The organism is Collinsella sp. CLA-AP-H1 (assembly GCF_040092945.1).
GTDB lineage: Bacteria > Actinomycetota > Coriobacteriia > Coriobacteriales > Coriobacteriaceae > Collinsella.
Genome location: NZ_JBBNKO010000014.1, coordinates 46,029 through 61,674 on the forward strand (window position 1 = coordinate 46,029; position 15,646 = coordinate 61,674).

Consider the following 15,646-nt stretch of genomic DNA (forward strand, 5'->3'; position numbering starts at 1 on the left):
CATCCCACTCTAGACGCACAAAACGGGATGAGCTTTCCCATGGTGATCCAAGACCAGAAGCATGTCCGATAGCGCGGCCAGGTCAAGAACAACAAGGCAAGCGTCACGCCAATTTGGACGAACGTCTGCTGCAGTTTGAGGCTGCTGGCCCATATGGTAGAGTTAACCACCCATGAATTTCAGCACACTGCGTGCTACCTGTTCTTTTGTCATTTAGGGGAGTGAACTTGTGAATACTTCTGTCGCCAAGAAGGCCGGCCAGGCGGTGCGCCTGCTCATGATGGTGCTCACGGCAGTTCTCATCTTCTTCTTCATCAATGTCATGCTGCTCGTCTCCGATATCCAGGGCACGGCGCGTGTGGTCAACTACGCCGGTCTGGTGCGCGGTACCACGCAGCGCATCGTGAAGCTCGAGGATGCGGGCCAGCCTCAAGATGACCTGCTCAAAGCCGTGGATTCATACATCAACGGTTTGCGTTACGGAAGTGACGACCTCAACCTCGTCCGTCTCGACGACGATGAGTATCAGGCAAAAATGAGCGAGCTTGCAAATTATTTTGATGAGCTTTGCACCGAGATCATCCGCGTGCGCGAAGTCGGCTATGAGAACACCGACATCATCTCCATGAGCGAGGAGTTCTTTGGCATTTGCGACGATGCTACGCGACTCGCAGAGGACTACTCTCAGGAGAAGGCGTCGGCGCTCAACTATCTCGAGGGCCTGGTGATCATCGACATCATGGGCTTGGTGGCGACCTTTGCGGTCGAACTTGTTCGCGCGGTGCGAACTGCCACGCTCAATCGCGAACTGCAGAACAAAGTCTATCTCGACGAAGCCACAGGACTGCCCAACAAGAACAAGTGCGAGGAGGTCTTGGGGCAGGAGCAACCTGTCTCCGCTGAGGCGCCCGTTGCGGTGTGCGTCTTCGACCTTAACAATCTGCATACGGTCAATAACAGCTTCGGCCACGAGAAGGGCGACGAATACATCCGTTCTTTTGCCCAGCAGCTGGGGCGCGTGGCGTCGGAGACCTGCTTTGTGGGCCGCGACGGCGGCGATGAGTTTATCGCGGTGCTGCGAGATACCGATCGAGCTGCCGTGGAGTCCTGTCTCGCTCGGGTTCGCGCGAACGTGAACGAGTATTCCGAGACTCATCCCGACATGCCTATCAGCTATGCGGTGGGCTATGCGCTTTCCAGTGATTTTGATGAACCGCCTACGATGCGCGAGCTCTTTTCCCAGGCCGACAAAAACATGTACATCGACAAGAACCGCGTAAAGACAGCCGAGGCAGCCGGGCCGCAACGCGAGGACCGCTAAACCCGTAGCAAAGGGTAGCTAATTTGGGACGGGACTCTTTTGGCTATTTGAGAAGTTGTGCCATGGCGTTGATGAATTTTTGTACTTGGAGGGTCGGCTCGAGCGGATAGTGCAAAAAGACCGGCACCTCGCGGCCGCACAGGAACGGTACGCCCACAAAGGCCGGGTGCACCCCCGACCATGCGCCGCAGGTGAGCACCGCGTCACCCTTTTCCTCCGCCTCGTTAAAGAGCGCAAAGTCGAAGCTATCCACATCGATCACGTCCACGCCGCCGTCTGCCAAAAGATCGATACGCAGGCTGTCCATAGCGTCGTTGCCGTGGCGGAGCACGCGCAGACGCATACCCTCCAAGTCGGCGACCGTAATGCGATTCTTGCGCGCCAGCGGGCTCGTGCGCGGCAGGTCGATATAAAACGGCACGTTGACAATGCGGAGCTTTTGGCAGGCGTCACCCCAGCGCGGGGTCGAAAAACTCGACTGCACCACATCGACCTCACGACCGAGGCTGCGCATGACGGTCTCGCGCTCGTCATAGAGGTCGCTTACCGGCACGATCTCAAATCGCAGCGACGGTTCCAGCTCGTGTACGCCCGACCACATCGACAGCGTTTGGCGCCCCGGGCACATCATCGACACACCCAGACGCACAGCACCGCCATCGCCCGCCGCGCGTCGGGCGCGGCGCAGCGCGTCCTCGGACTGCCGCATGATCGAGCGCGCGTCGTCCACCAGCAGAGCGCCCGCCGGCGTCACCTTAACACCCGAATGCGAGCGCTCGAACAACGTGATGCCAAACTCGGCCTCGAAACCCGACACCTGTTTGACGAGCGCCGGGGTCGACACGCGCAATTTTGCCGCCGCACGTGAGAAGCTTCCCAGCTCCGCGGCGGCCGATATGGCCTCGAGTCGTCGATCGTACACGTCAATCTCCCGTTTTCGCGCCTGTGAACGCATGGCGCCACAGGGGGTCGTTTTGGCAGGTCACGCGCTCGATTGAGAAAAACTGCATCGCACAGTATAAACCTACGGTTAACGCCATTCTAACAAATATGCAATTCACCTGCGCAAATGCAAAGCATACGATAACCAGCGAAAACCACGTGGGTCGGTTAATGGGAGCGACCCACCGGGAGGCACAAGAAGGGAAGTTCCTATGAGCAATTGGCTTAAGCTCGAGGGCGATGTCTGCGCCGTGACTGGCGCGCTCGGCGGTATGGGCGTCGAGATTTGCCGCGAGTTCGCCCGCAACGGCGCCAACGTCGTCCTGCTCGACCTGGACGAGGAAAAGGTCAAGGCCGCAGCCGCCGACCTCGCCGCCGAGTTTGGCATCCACGCCGAGGGTTACAAGATGAACGCCACCGATGAGGCCGAGGTTCAGGCCGCCGTCGACGCCACCATCACCGACTTCGGCCGCGTCGACGTCCTCGTCAACACCGCCGGCATCCTGCGCTTCGCCGCCATGGAGGACCTGCCGCTCTCCGACTGGGAGCAGGTGCTCAACGTCAACCTCACCGGTTACTTCATCACCTCGCAGCGCTTTGGTCGCGAGATGATCAAGGCCGGCCAGGGCCGCCTGGTGCACATCTCGACCGTTGCCAGCCACTCCCCCGAGACGTTCTCGGGCGTGTACAGCTCCACCAAGGCCGGCGTCAACATGATGTCCAAGATGCTCGCCGCCGAGTGGGGCCCCTACGGCGTCCGCTCCAACTGCGTCGAGCCTTGCTTCGTTAAGACCCCGATGTCGGCCAACTTCTACGCCGACCCCGAGGTCGAAAAGAGCCGCAGCCGCCTGATCGCCACGCGCCGCATCGGCGAGGTCAGCGATATCGCCAACGCCGTCATATTCCTGGCGTCCAAGCGCTCGGACTTTACCACCGGCGACGCCATCAAGGTCGACGGCGGCTTCTCCAACATGATGGGCGACCTCACCGCCAAGCCCGGCGGCCGTCGCGCCTATGCCGACAACTACCTTAAGAACAAGGGTGTCGAGCTCTGGTCCGATGAGTCCGGCGTCGCCAAGCCGACTGACCAGTAAACCAACCCGACAGGGAGGACCCGCAGACACGCCTGTTCCTCCCCCGTATCGATTAGAAAGAGTCCAATGGCTTCCACCAACTCCAACAAGGGTCGCGCCGTCGTGCTTTCCGCCGCGTGCGTCACCATGTTCTTCATCAGCTCCATCGCGCTGTATTCCGTCGTGAGCAAGAACCTGCTCGCCGTCTACCCCGAGTGGTCCAGCGCTCTTACCTGGGCCTTCCCGGTCTTTCAGACCATCATGGCCGTGACGGGCATCTTCGCCGGCCGCATCTCCGATAAGATCGGCCCGCGCAACGTCGTGATCGCCGCCGCCGCGTGCTACGGCCTGGGCTGGTTCATGTCCGGCACCGTCACCGAGCCGTGGCAGTTCTACCTGTGGTTCTCGCTCGTCGCCGCCATCGGCAACGGCCTGGGCTACAACCCCGCGCTCACCACCGGCCAAAAGTGGTTCATCGACAAGAAGGGTCTCGCCTCCGGCATCACCCTGGCCGCTTCGACCGCCGGTCCCGCCGTGCTGTCCCCGGTGCTCGCCTCGCTGCTCATCCCGAGCCTGGGCATCTTTGGCGCCCTTAAGGCGCTCGGCGTCATTTTCTTTGTGACAATCGCCGCCTCCGCCCTGTTCCTGAAGGCCCCCGAGGCCGGCTGGCTGCCCGAGGGCTTCGAGGCCCCCAAGGGTGGCGCACATGCCGGCACCTTCGGCGACCTCACCCCGGGCGAGATGGTCAAGACCCCGCGCTTCTGGGTCCTCATCGTCACCTTCGCCTTTGCCGCCACCGCGGGCACCCTGCTCGTGGGCAAGGTTGCCTCCATCGCCGCCGTCCAGCTCTTCGCCGACCCCACGAGCGCCGCGGCCGTCGCCCTCGGCGGCGTGGTCGTCTCCGTCAACACCTGCGCCAACCTGGTCGGCCGTCTGTCCTTTGGCCAGATCATCGACAAGCTCGGCGCCTATAAGTCGCTGCTCATCAGCCTTGTCGTCACCATCGTCGCACTCGTCATCATGTCGATGAGCTTTACGCAGAGCATGTTCTTTGTGGCGCTCGCCCTGCTCGGCTTTAGCTTTGGCGCTCTGCTCGTCATCTACCCGCCGCTCACCGGTGGCGCCTTTGGCACCAGCAACATCGGCGTCAACTACGGCATCATGTTTTTGGGTTATGCCGCTTCCACCTGGATCAGCCAGCCCATCACCGCCGTGCTGTATCACGCCGAGGCCGGCAGCGCCGCCTACCAGCAGTCCTTCTACGGCGCCATTGTGATCGCCGCCATCGCCGTCGTGCTCACCGTCTACATGATGGTCTCCGACAGCAAGAAGAAGTCCGCCTAGTTTTACCGATGCGACAAAGGGACAGCCCCTTTGTCGCATCCCACCGGTCACCAGTATTAAGGAGTCGAAATGTCTGAGCTCAACCCCGTCCGCATTGCCGTTATCGGCGCCGGCGCCATGGGCCGCAACCACATCCGCTTTGTCACCGAGGAACCCGAGGCCGAACTCGTCGCCATCGCCGACGCCTTTGAGGGCGCTCGCGCCACGGCCGAGGCCGCCGGCGTGCCGTTTTACACCGATCCCGCCCAGATGATGGACGAGGTCAAACCCGAGGCCGTCATTATCGCCACCCCCAACGACTTGCACCTGGGCGTTGCCCGCGAGGCTGTGAAGCGCAATATCGTGCCGTTGATCGAAAAGCCGATCTCCAACGATCTCGAGGATGCCCGGGCCTTCGCCGCCGAGGCCGAGACCGCCGGCGTGCCCGTGCTCGTAGGTCAGCACCGTCGCCACAACCCCTTCGTCAACAAGGCCAAGGAGATCATCGAGTCTGGCGAGCTGGGCAAGCTCACCGTGTCGAGCTTCCACTACATGATCTATAAGAATGACGAGTATTTCGATGTCGAGTGGCGCCGCAAGAAGGGTGCCGGCCCGATCCTGGTCAACCTGGTTCACGACGTCGACCTGCTCCGCTATCTGCTGGGCGAGCCTGTTGCCGTCCAGGGTATGCAGTCCAGCGCCGCCCGCGGTTTTGAGACCGAGGACTCCGCCGTGGTCAACGTCCGTTTTGCCGATGGCGCGCTCGCAAGCATGACCATCTCCGACGCCACCGCCAGCCCCTGGAACTGGGAGGCCACCGCCCGCGAGGATCCGCAGTACCGCCCCTTCGACGCCGACGCCTACTTTATCGGCGGCACTAAGGGCGCCCTGTCGCTGCCCCGCCTGCACCAGTTCTCCTACGACGGCGCCTCTAACTGGCACAAGCCGCTGCAGATGGAGATTCCGGCCGTCGACCCGGCACTGCCGCACAAGATGCAGCTCAAGCACTTTGTGAAGGTTGTCCGCCGCGAGGTCGAGCCCGTCGTGACCCCCGCCGACAACGTTAAGACGCTCACGCTTCTCAACGCTATCAAGGAGGCCGCCGAGACCGGTCAGCTCGTCGAGCTGTAATGCCTTAAGAGCGACCGCGGCAGAAGCCCCATGCCGAACCCTTCGGTCCGCCACCAACAAGCCCCTCTTCTTTGCCCCGCGAGCAGCCTCCTGCCCGCGGGGCATTTTGCTACCTAGCCGACGATTTTTCTGGGGCGGGGGCCATTTTGCGCCTCAGCTTGGTTCGTTCGCCACGAAATGGGCCTATCTACTACGTTTAACTGACCGCCCTCAACCATGCCGAATTTCCTAAAATCAAAAGCGCAGGTAGACGGCTTGCGCGTTCTCGGAAAACCGGGGGATGGTCGACCCATACGGTTCAAACGTAGTAGATAGGTCGTTTTCGTGGCGCGGGCCCAAAACAGTCTTTTGAAACGGGTGGTATCCTTGGTAGCCCTGTGCTGCAAACGCACCTTAAACGCAAGGAGTCCCATGGATCTTATCGCCCAGCTCGCCCACGAGCTCAACCTTAAGGCCGCCAACATCGAGGCAGCCGTCAAGCTCATCGACGAGGGCAACACCATCCCCTTTATCTCGCGCTACCGCAAGGAAGCCACAGGCGGAATGGACGACGTCGCCCTGCGCGCACTCGACGAGCGCCTGTCCTACCTGCGCAATCTTGAACAGCGCAAAGAGGACGTCATTCTGCTCATCGACGCCCAGGGCAAACTTACGCCCGAGCTCGAACAGCAAATTCGCGAGGCCACGCAGCTCCAGCGTGTCGAGGACCTCTACAAGCCCTACCGCAAAAAGCGCATGACCCGCGCACAGAAGGCCCGCGAGGCAGGCCTGGAGCCACTTGCCAACATGGTCATCATGCAGGCCTCGGCCAAGGGCAGCGCGCTCGACGCCGCCGCGGCATACGTCAACGAGGAAGCCGGCTTCGACACGCCCGAGAAGGCGCTCGCCGGCGCGGCGGACATCGTGGCCGAGACGGTGGCCGAGGACCCCGAGAACGTCGCCGACCTGCGTGCCTTTACGCAAAACACCGCAGACATCGTCGTCGAGGCCACCGACCCCACCGAGAAGACCCCCTACGAGCCGTACTACAGCTATGATGAGCCGCTGCGCCGTATACCCAACCACCGCGTGCTGGCTATCGACCGCGGTGAGCGCGAGGGCAAGCTCCGCGTGCGCGTGAACGTCGACGGCGCCGCCGCCACGGCACGCCTCGGCAGCCGTTGGCCCCGACGCCAGGGCGTCTTCGCGCCCGTCTTTGACGCCGCCATCGCCGACGGCTACAAGCGCCTCATGGCCCCCTCGCTGGAGCGCGAGGCCCGCGCCAAACTCACCGTCCGTGCGCAGACCGAGGCCATCAATGTCTTTGCCAAGAATCTCGAGGGCCTGCTCTCGGCACGCCCCGTGCGCGGCGCCCGCGTGCTCGCGCTCGATCCGGGCTACCGCACCGGCTGCAAGGTCGCCGTCATGGACGAGACCGGCAAGCTGCTCGACCACGGCGTGGTCTATCCCACCAAGCCGCGCCACGACGTCGCCGGCACCAAGCGCGAGCTCGCCCGCCTCGTCAAAAAGGACAGCGTCAACACCATCGTCATCGGCAACGGCACCGCCAGCCGCGAGACCGAGGAAGTCGTCTCGGAGTTCATCGCCGAGCAGGCGCCTGAGCTGCGATACACCATCGTCAACGAGGCCGGCGCATCGGTGTACTCCGCCTCCGAGCTCGCCAGCCAGGAGTATCCCGATCTGGACGTCACCGTGCGTGGCGCCATGAGCCTAGGCCGCCGTCTACAGGACCCGCTGGCAGAGCTCGTCAAGATCCCGCCCCAGTCCATCGGCGTTGGCCAGTACCAGCACGACCTTGACCAGGCCGAGCTTTCGCGCACTCTGGGCCACGTGGTGGAGGACGTCGTCAACCGCGTGGGCGTCGACGTGAATACCGCGAGCGCAAGCCTGCTGGGATACGTATCGGGCATCACGCCGAGCGTGGCCAAAAACATCGTGGCCTACCGCGAGGAAAACGGTGCCTTTACCGATCGCCGCCAGCTCAAGAAGGTCCCCAAGCTGGGGCCCAAGGCATACCTCAACGCCGCGGGTTTCCTGCGCATCAGCGGCGGCAAGAACCCGCTCGACGCGACGAGCGTCCACCCCGAGAGCTACGAGGTGGCCACGTCCGTCCTGGAACGCGCCGGCGTTAAAGCCAGCGAGCTCAGCCGCGGCGGCGTGCCCGACATCGAGCGCCGTCTGGGCAGTATCTCGGCGCTGGCAAGTGACCTGAACTGCGGCACCCTCACGCTCATCGACATCGTCAACGAGCTCAAGAAACCCGGCCGCGACCCGCGCGACGACGCGCCCGAGGTGGTCTTTAGCCGCTCGGCGCTTTCCATCGACGACCTGGAACCCGGCATGGAGCTCAAGGGGACGGTGCGCAACGTCGTCGACTTTGGCGCGTTCGTCGACGTGGGCGTGCACCAGGACGGCCTCGTGCATATCTCCAAGCTGGCCAATCGCTTTGTCAAGCACCCGAGCGACGTGGTGCGCGTCGGCGACACGGTCAAGGTGTGGGTAGAAAAGGTCGATCGCGACCGCAAGAAGATCTCGCTCACCATGGTGCAGGGAAAGTAAACCGCCAAAGCAAAGGTACCCCCTGTAGCGATGTGCAAAATCGCGAGTATTCTGCAAATTCCACCGTTCCGGATGCCCCTCAGAGACGAAAAAGCAAAAAACAGCCCCCGTTTTAGCGTCGTCAGAGCCAAAACGGGGGCCGTTCCATGCTTCGGTCAACTGATAAAGACCTTTACCTTGCTGAATACTCTCAATTTTGCACGGCGCAGGCGGGGGTACCTTTGCCCACGGCAGGATATGGAAGCCAATCGCCAACTTGCTGGCAAGCTCGTGCCGGCAGCCCCGGCCTTTCCTTTGCCTAGCGCGACCCTCGCGGAGCGCGTGAGCGATAGGGAAAGGAAAGGCCGGGACGAACAGCCCACGGTACAGTCGGTGTTCGCGCTACGGCAGGATATGGAAACCGAGCGCCGCGATATCCTTGGCAAAACCGCGCACGGTATCGAGCGAGACCTCGTACGGGTCGCGACCAATGTTCTTGCGCTTGGCCAGGATGCTGTTGGGCACCGTAATGATCTGGCAACCGCAGGCCTCGGCCTGGTAAATGTTGATGAGCTCGCGCGTGGACGCCCACAGGACCTCGCAGTTGGGCTTTGCGGCGGCCTTCTTGACCGACTCCGTCATAAACGGAATGGGGTCGACGCCGGTATCGGCGATGCGGCCGGCAAAGAGCGAGATGATGGACGGCGTCTCGGCGTCGACGGCCTCGACCATCTCATCAACCTGCGTAGGCGTAAAGATGGTGGTGACGTTGACCTTAATGCCGTCGGCCGAAAGCTTGCGGACCAGCTCGGCGGTGGACTCGCCCTTGGTGGTCACGCACGGAATCTTGACGTAGACGTTCTCGGCCCAGGTAGCGATCTCGCGCGCCTCGACCTCCATGGTCTCGACGTCATCGGCAAAGACCTCAAACGAGACCGACACATCAGTGATGTGGGCCAGGACCTCTTTGGCAAACGCGCGGTAATCCGTCACGCCGCCCTTCTTCATAAGGGACGGGTTGGTCGTGAAACCCTGAACGTTGCCGTTCTCGTACATGTCGAGCATGCCCTCGAGGTTTGCACCGTCAGCGAACACCTTGATTGCCATCTGCCTGATTCCTTTCGTTAGCATACGGCCGATAAACTGCTAAACACTTTACCTACGTTTATCAAGGCGTGAGCTGCGGTTTTTTATCTTCTCGGCGAACGGTATAAACACCTCAGTGTTTGGATTGATAAATCGATTGAGCATGCAAAAGCGAAGAGTCGCAGTTTGAGCAAACGTCAGAACGCTGGATTCATTAGATGAGGCCGAAATGCCGCATCGCTGTGACGGTGCCATCGTGTGCGACATCGTCGGTCACGTAGTCGGCGAGCGCCTTGACCTCGGGCATGGCGTTGCCCATGGCCACGGCTGTCTCGACGGCGGCGAGCATGCCCAGGTCGTTGCCCGAATCGCCAAAGCCAAAGGTGCGCGCATTTCCCTCACGGCCCAGATACGCCAGCGCTCGCGCCACGCCCACGCCCTTGTCGATGCCCTTGGGGCTCAGCTCGCGATTCTGACCACCTGTGTTGCACAGCTCAAACTCGCGATCGATAAAGCCGTCATCGCCGGTCACGCGAGCCAAACTGGGCACACTGAGGCATACCTTGCCCACGCGCAGACTGCCGTCGACGCGCATCTCCTCGGCGCTGTGCACCACAGACGTGCCGATCAGAGACGACTGCTCAACGCCCACGGGCTCCAGCGCAAAGGTCGCAGCATTGGACTCGAAAAAAACCTCGATGCCGGCATCCACAACGCGACGCGCGAGCTCCTCAACAACGTCCTCGTCAAAGTAGTCCTCATGCACCACGCGGCCCTCGACCTCGAGCGTCGCTCCCGCCATGGCAACGACACCCGCCGGGTTCAGCGCGCGCAGGCCATCGGCAATCAGCCATAAGGGACGACCCGTGCAGATAAATGCCTTGTGCCCTGCGTCGCGCAGGCGATGAAACGCCTCGACGACCGCCTGCGAGGGGCGAACCGCCGAAAAGTCCTTATCGGTCATATCGTCGGGATCGAACGACGTCAGCGTGCCGTCCACGTCAAAAAAGAGCACGGCGGAATCGGGGCACGCATCAATCATATGGGTTCCTTTCGAGAATAAGGGCAAACGAAGCATCCATCATATAATGGAGCGACGCAACCAGAGAGGTCACCCATGGAATTTTACGCAAGCTGCCCCGAGGGCTTTGAGTCCGCACTCGCCGATGAGCTTAAACGCCTCGGACTTTCGCATGTTCGCCGGCTGAAGGGCCGCGCTACATTTGAGGGCGAGCTCGAAGAAGGCTATCGCGCCTGTCTGTGGTCGCGCCTGGCGAGCCGCGTGTTCGTGGTGCTTGGGCGCTTTGAGGCGCAGGATGCCGATGAACTGTACGATAGCGTTTACGACATCGCCTGGGAGAGCATCGTCCGCCCCGGCGCCACCATTGCCATCACCGCCCGCGGCGTGACCGAGCAGCTGCGCAACACGCGTTTCTCGGCCCTGCGCGCCAAAGACGCGCTGTGCGACCGCCTGGCCGAGACCACGGGCCGTCGCGCCGATGTCGATGCCGCCGACCCCGATGTTCACCTACTGCTTTCGCTGCGCCAGCGCCGCGCGAGCATAAGCCTAGACCTTTCGGGCGACCCGCTGTTCAAACGCCTGCCGCCCGCAGCGACCCGCGCCGGCGAGGGCGCGCACGTGCTGCGCCCCGACTACGCTGCCCTGGTGCTGGCGCAGGTCGGCTGGACCGCGCTATGCGAGCGCGAGCTGACGGCCGACGATTACGAAAATGAAGCCCTTCCCACGCTGATCGATGCCTCGTGCGCCGGCGGCGGCCTGCTGCTGGAAGCCGTGAACATTCTGACCGACCGCGCCCCGGGCGCCGCACGCGAGCGCTGGGGCTTTGAGGGCTGGCAGCTGCACGACGCCGCTCTGTGGGAGCAGCTGCTTGCCGAGGCGCGCGAGCGCGAGGCGGCAGCGCGCGAACGCCAGGCGCGCATCGTGGCCGCAGACATCGACCCCGCCGCTCGCAAGACCGCCGAGCGCATGGTCAAGAGCGCTGGCTACAAGCGTTTTGTCGACTTTTGCGCCGCCAAGCCCGCCACCGTGCTGGACCATGCGGGCGCCGTCGCCGGTGCCGCCGTGGTCGCAGACACCACCGAGACCCCGCTTTCGCTCATGCACGACGCCATGACGCTGGTCGGCGAGCTGCGCCGCGCGCCCGAGCTTTCCGCGGCGCCGGTCGCCGCGCTCACCCGCGATGGCCTTATGGCCCGCGCGCTCCATGCCGAGCCCGCGCGCTCCATCGCCGTCATGCCCAATAACGAGGAGGCGGCTCTTGAGGTTTGGCCCTCGCTCGACCACGCCGCCGCGGCATTCGAGGCTGCGACCAGCATAAACGCCGAGGAACAGTCCACGGACGCCGAAGACGAAGCCGCCGCTTCCTCCATGCCCGAACCTGCCGCCACGCTCGACTTGGGCGACGGCAAGCCGCTGCCCGTGCTCATCCCGGAGTCCGAGCAGTTCGCCAACCGCCTGCGCAAGAACGCCCGTCTGCGCCGCAAGTGGGCCAAGCGCGAGGGCGTGAGCTGCTACCGCGTCTACGATGCCGACCTGCCAGACTACTCCGCCGCCATCGACCTGTACGAGGGCTGCCCGCAGACGCCGGGCCGCTGGCTCGTCATCGCCGAATACGCCGCGCCCAAGACCATCGATCCCGCGCTGGCCCAGGCCCGCATGCTCGACATCTTGGCCATCGCGCCGCGTATCCTTGATGTTCCGGCCGAGCATGTGCACGCCAAGGCCCGTATGCGTTCGCGCGGCGGCTCGCAGTACGGCAAGCAGGGCGCCGGCAAGGGCGGCTCGGGCGAGCGCGCCAACATCGCGCGCCGTCGCCTGCCGCTCATCGAAGAGGGCGGCCTTACCTTTGCCGTCAACTTTGACGACTATCTGGATGTGGGCATCTTCTTGGACCACCGTGTCACCCGCAACCTGGTGCGCGAGCACGCCAAACAGGCGCGCCGCTTCCTCAACCTGTTCGCCTATACCGGCACCGCCACCTGCTATGCGGCAGACGGCGGCGTCGAGGAAACCGTGACGGTCGACCTCTCCAACACCTACCTGGACTGGGCCGAGCGCAATATGCGCCAGAACGGCTTTGTTGGTCCGCAGCATCATTTTGTGCGCGATGACGTGCTCGCCTGGATCCGCGACCAGCGCCAGACGCGCAACCGCTGGGACCTGATTTTTGTCGACCCGCCCACGTTCTCGAACTCGTCAAAGATGGGCCGCCGTACCTGGGATGTCCAGCGCGACCATGTTGAGCTTTTGGCCGGCGTATCTCGCCTGCTCGCGCAGGGCGGCCATGCCATCTTTAGCTGCAACCTGCGCGGCTTCCGCCCCGAGACACGCAAGCTCGCGCGCGCGGGCGTCGTGCTGGAGGACATTACGGCGCAGACCATTCCCGAGGACTTCGCACGTAACCAGAAGGTGCACCACTGCTATATCGTGCGCCGCCTGCCCATTGAGGACGCCATGGCCGAGGTCGGCTTTAGCGCCGAGGAGATTGCCGAGCGAACCGAGGAGCTGCGCAACCCCGAGGCCCGTAAGCCTCGCGCGGCAGTGCCCGCGCACGCGCAGGCCGGCAACGGCAAGCCTAAAAAGAAGAAGTTCTACGCCAGCAAGCCCAAAGGCAAATAACAAAGTTGCGGTGGAATACGGACTGCTTTGCCTGGAATTAGGCAAATTTAGACCGTATTTCACCGCAACTCATAGTGGGATGGCGGACGCCGTCCTACCCTTGGGTGACCAGGCGATAGCCGATACCCACGTGCGTCTGGATATAGCGCGGGTGCGCGGGGTCGGACTCGATCTTCTTGCGCAGCGTGCCCATAAAGACGCGCAGGCTCGCCAGGTCGCTCTTAGTTGCCGTGCCCCAAATCTCGTGCAGGATAAACTGGTGCGTTAGTACCTTGTCGGCGTTATGTGCCAGCAGGCACAAGAGCTTGTACTCAATCGGCGTCAGATGCAGCTCCTCGCCATCCATCGTGGCAATGCCGGCATCAAAGTCGATATGCAGCTCACCGGTATCGAACGAGCCCTCGGAGGCAACACCACCCGTTTGCGCATACGAAAGGCGCCTGAGCGTCGTGCGAATGCGTGCAAGCAGTTCCTCGACCGAAAACGGCTTGGTCAGATAGTCGTCGGCACCGGCATCGAGCGCGCGGATTTTGTCCGCATCCTCGCTGCGCGCCGAGACCACGATAATCGGCATGCCCGACCATGCGCGCACCGACTCCACCACCTTGACGCCGTCCATATCGGGCAGGCCCAGATCGAGCAGCACAATGCTCGGTGCCTGCGATGAGGCGGCGGCGATGGCGGCATGGGCGGTCTCCACGGCCATATGACGCAAGCCGTGCGCCTCGAGCGCGGCAACAATAAGGTTGCGGACGGCGGGATCGTCCTCAACGACCAAGATGAGCGGTTTTACGGCAGAGTTCGGCACAGCGCTACTCCTTATCAAACGAAACGTCGGCGACGGGAAGCTCAATCGTAAAGACCGAGCCGTGCGGGTCCGCCGCGGCAACCTCTATGCTACCGCCATGCGCCAGCGCAATGGAGCGGCAGAGCGAAAGACCCAGGCCCACGCTGCGATGGCTGTCGGCCAAACCGTGGTTGGCGGTGTAGAACGACTCAAAGATGCGCTCGCGATCCTCGGGTGCGATGCCCGGACCATCATCGGCAACCGAGCACGCCACGCGTCCATCGTCGACGCTAATCGAAATCATGATATGCGAGCCCGCGGGCGTATAGGTGATGGCGTTGTTCACCAGATTGACCACCAGCTGCACCATCAGGCGCGCATCGACGTTGACGAGCGCCGGCTCGTCGCACGGCACTACCTTAAGATCGTGCTCACGCACGGCCGGACTTACGTGGCGCAGCGCCTCCTCGACGATATCGTCCATGAGCTCGAGCGTGGTCGACAGGCGCATACCGCCGCCCTCGAGCTTGGTGATGGCGAGCAGGTTCTCGACGGTGGCGTTGAGCCATTGCGCATCCGAGCGAATGGACAAGAGCAGGCCGCGGCGCGTTTGGGCGTCGAGCACGGCGGTGCCGGTCGAGCCCTGGTCGAGCAGCACATCGGCATTACCCGAAATACTGGTGAGCGGCGTGCGCAGGTCGTGCGAGATGGAGCGCAGCAGGTTGGCGCGCAGCTGCTCATTTTTGGCAAGCACCGCCGCCTCCTCGCGGGCCTCCATGGCGCGGGCGCGATCGAGCGCCAGCTCGCCTTCGCTCACGATGGCATCGGCAAGTGTCCGCTCCTCATGCGTCAGCACGTCGGGCTCGGCAACGATAGCCAGCACGCCCACCACCGAGGCGGGGTCGCCCGAGCGCGCGAAGCCGTCGCCCGTGCGAACCGTCAGGTAGATGCCATAAAACGCCGAGCCGCCAAACGTGGCGTCGAGCGGCGTTCCCACATAGGCGGACGCCGAGAGCCGAGGCGGCATCTGCGGCGCCAGTTCGTGCACCGGTGCGGCATCGCCCACGGCCGTGTAAGTCGCGCGCGGCAGCAGGTCATCGCCCTCGGCGTCGGCGCTGTACCACACGACAGGGCAGCCCGAAAGACGCGCCAGCTGCGTGGCCATGGCGTGAACGATCTGATGCTGATCGGCGCACCGCTGCAGCATGCGGTTGGTCTCGAGCACCATATGCGTGCGGCGGTCGCTGGCGGCAGCCTGTGCCAAGGCGCGGCGCAGGGCCAACGCAATCGAGCTCGACACAAGCGAGACCACGAACATGATGAAGAACATGCCGGGATAGCCGCGGTCGATAAGCGACAGCGAGTAGCGCGGGTCGACAAACAAGAAGTTGTAGAGCGCCACGGCGGCAGCCGAGCTCAGCAAGCAATACAGGCGGCTCCAGGTAAAGAATGCGCACAGCTGAACGGCGAACACATAGACGATCATGATGCTCGGCGCGAGACCCGGATGGTCGAGCAGCGCGCCCACAATCGTCGCCGCGACCAGCAGCCCCACCGATACGCAGGCGTCATACAGAGGAGTGCGGCGCGTCAGCGTTGTGCGCCGCCACCAAAAGCTATCGGCAATATCGCCGTCCGTACGGACGTCCATCAGCGTTCCGCCCCTCTCTCAAAAACAAAAACCACCACAAAGGGGACAGTGAACTGCCTCCCATTTCTTGGACATCGGGAAATGGGAGGTTTTCCATGAGTATAGACCTCAGGGTGAAGCACGACCTGGAGTCCAGGAGGCGGGCCGTCGAGCT

11 protein-coding genes are annotated in these 15,646 nt (G+C 63.0%); 6 read left to right on the top strand and 5 right to left on the bottom strand.

Features of this window, described 5'->3' with window-relative positions; all coding sequences use genetic code 11:
- Window positions 1-229: 229 nt before the first annotated feature.
- Window positions 230-1,321, top strand: coding sequence for a GGDEF domain-containing protein (locus tag AAAV44_RS08080; RefSeq protein ID WP_349115287.1), 1,092 nt, complete (start codon window positions 230-232; stop codon window positions 1,319-1,321).
- 43 nt (window positions 1,322-1,364) lie between these two features.
- On the opposite strand, the gene AAAV44_RS08085 is transcribed toward AAAV44_RS08080, so the two are convergent.
- Window positions 1,365-2,243, bottom strand: a complete 879-nt coding sequence (locus AAAV44_RS08085) for a LysR family transcriptional regulator (RefSeq protein ID WP_349115288.1) — start codon at window positions 2,241-2,243, stop codon at window positions 1,365-1,367.
- A 232-nt stretch (window positions 2,244-2,475) separates the two neighbouring features.
- Here AAAV44_RS08085 and AAAV44_RS08090 point away from each other — a divergent pair, with 232 nt between their 5' ends.
- The 4 genes from AAAV44_RS08090 (at window position 2,476) to AAAV44_RS08105 (ending at window position 8,349) form a co-directional block, all read left to right on the top strand.
- The gene (locus AAAV44_RS08090) at window positions 2,476-3,357 is read left to right on the top strand and encodes an SDR family oxidoreductase (protein ID WP_349115289.1); all 882 of its coding nucleotides are present in this window, start codon (window positions 2,476-2,478) and stop codon (window positions 3,355-3,357) included.
- Window positions 3,358-3,423: 66 nt separating this feature from the next.
- Complete coding sequence (locus AAAV44_RS08095) at window positions 3,424-4,680, top strand: MFS transporter (RefSeq protein ID WP_260699592.1); 1,257 nt, start codon at window positions 3,424-3,426, stop codon at window positions 4,678-4,680.
- A 69-nt stretch (window positions 4,681-4,749) separates the two neighbouring features.
- Complete coding sequence (locus AAAV44_RS08100) at window positions 4,750-5,790, top strand: Gfo/Idh/MocA family oxidoreductase (protein ID WP_349115290.1); 1,041 nt, start codon at window positions 4,750-4,752, stop codon at window positions 5,788-5,790.
- A gap of 411 nt (window positions 5,791-6,201) precedes the next feature.
- Complete coding sequence (locus AAAV44_RS08105) at window positions 6,202-8,349, top strand: Tex family protein (protein WP_349115291.1); 2,148 nt, start codon at window positions 6,202-6,204, stop codon at window positions 8,347-8,349.
- A 381-nt stretch (window positions 8,350-8,730) separates the two neighbouring features.
- On the opposite strand, the gene AAAV44_RS08110 is transcribed toward AAAV44_RS08105, so the two are convergent.
- Together AAAV44_RS08110 and AAAV44_RS08115 are read right to left on the bottom strand one after the other, a co-directional pair.
- Complete coding sequence (locus AAAV44_RS08110) at window positions 8,731-9,435, bottom strand: transaldolase (RefSeq protein ID WP_196025514.1); 705 nt, start codon at window positions 9,433-9,435, stop codon at window positions 8,731-8,733.
- 193 nt (window positions 9,436-9,628) lie between these two features.
- Complete coding sequence (locus AAAV44_RS08115) at window positions 9,629-10,456, bottom strand: HAD-IIB family hydrolase (protein WP_349115292.1); 828 nt, start codon at window positions 10,454-10,456, stop codon at window positions 9,629-9,631.
- A 75-nt stretch (window positions 10,457-10,531) separates the two neighbouring features.
- On the opposite strand from AAAV44_RS08115, the gene rlmKL reads away from it, so the two are divergent.
- Window positions 10,532-13,054, top strand: coding sequence for a bifunctional 23S rRNA (guanine(2069)-N(7))-methyltransferase RlmK/23S rRNA (guanine(2445)-N(2))-methyltransferase RlmL (gene rlmKL / locus AAAV44_RS08120; RefSeq protein ID WP_349115293.1), 2,523 nt, complete (start codon window positions 10,532-10,534; stop codon window positions 13,052-13,054).
- A gap of 94 nt (window positions 13,055-13,148) precedes the next feature.
- Here rlmKL and AAAV44_RS08125 read toward each other — a convergent pair whose 3' ends face one another.
- On the bottom strand, window positions 13,149-13,862 hold the full coding sequence (locus AAAV44_RS08125; protein WP_117648427.1) for a response regulator transcription factor: 714 nt from the start codon (window positions 13,860-13,862) through the stop codon (window positions 13,149-13,151).
- Between the two features lie 4 nt (window positions 13,863-13,866).
- Window positions 13,867-15,492: an ATP-binding protein gene (locus AAAV44_RS08130; protein WP_349115294.1), complete on the bottom strand. Its 1,626-nt coding sequence runs from the start codon at window positions 15,490-15,492 to the stop codon at window positions 13,867-13,869.
- Between the last annotated feature and the right edge of the window lie 154 nt (window positions 15,493-15,646).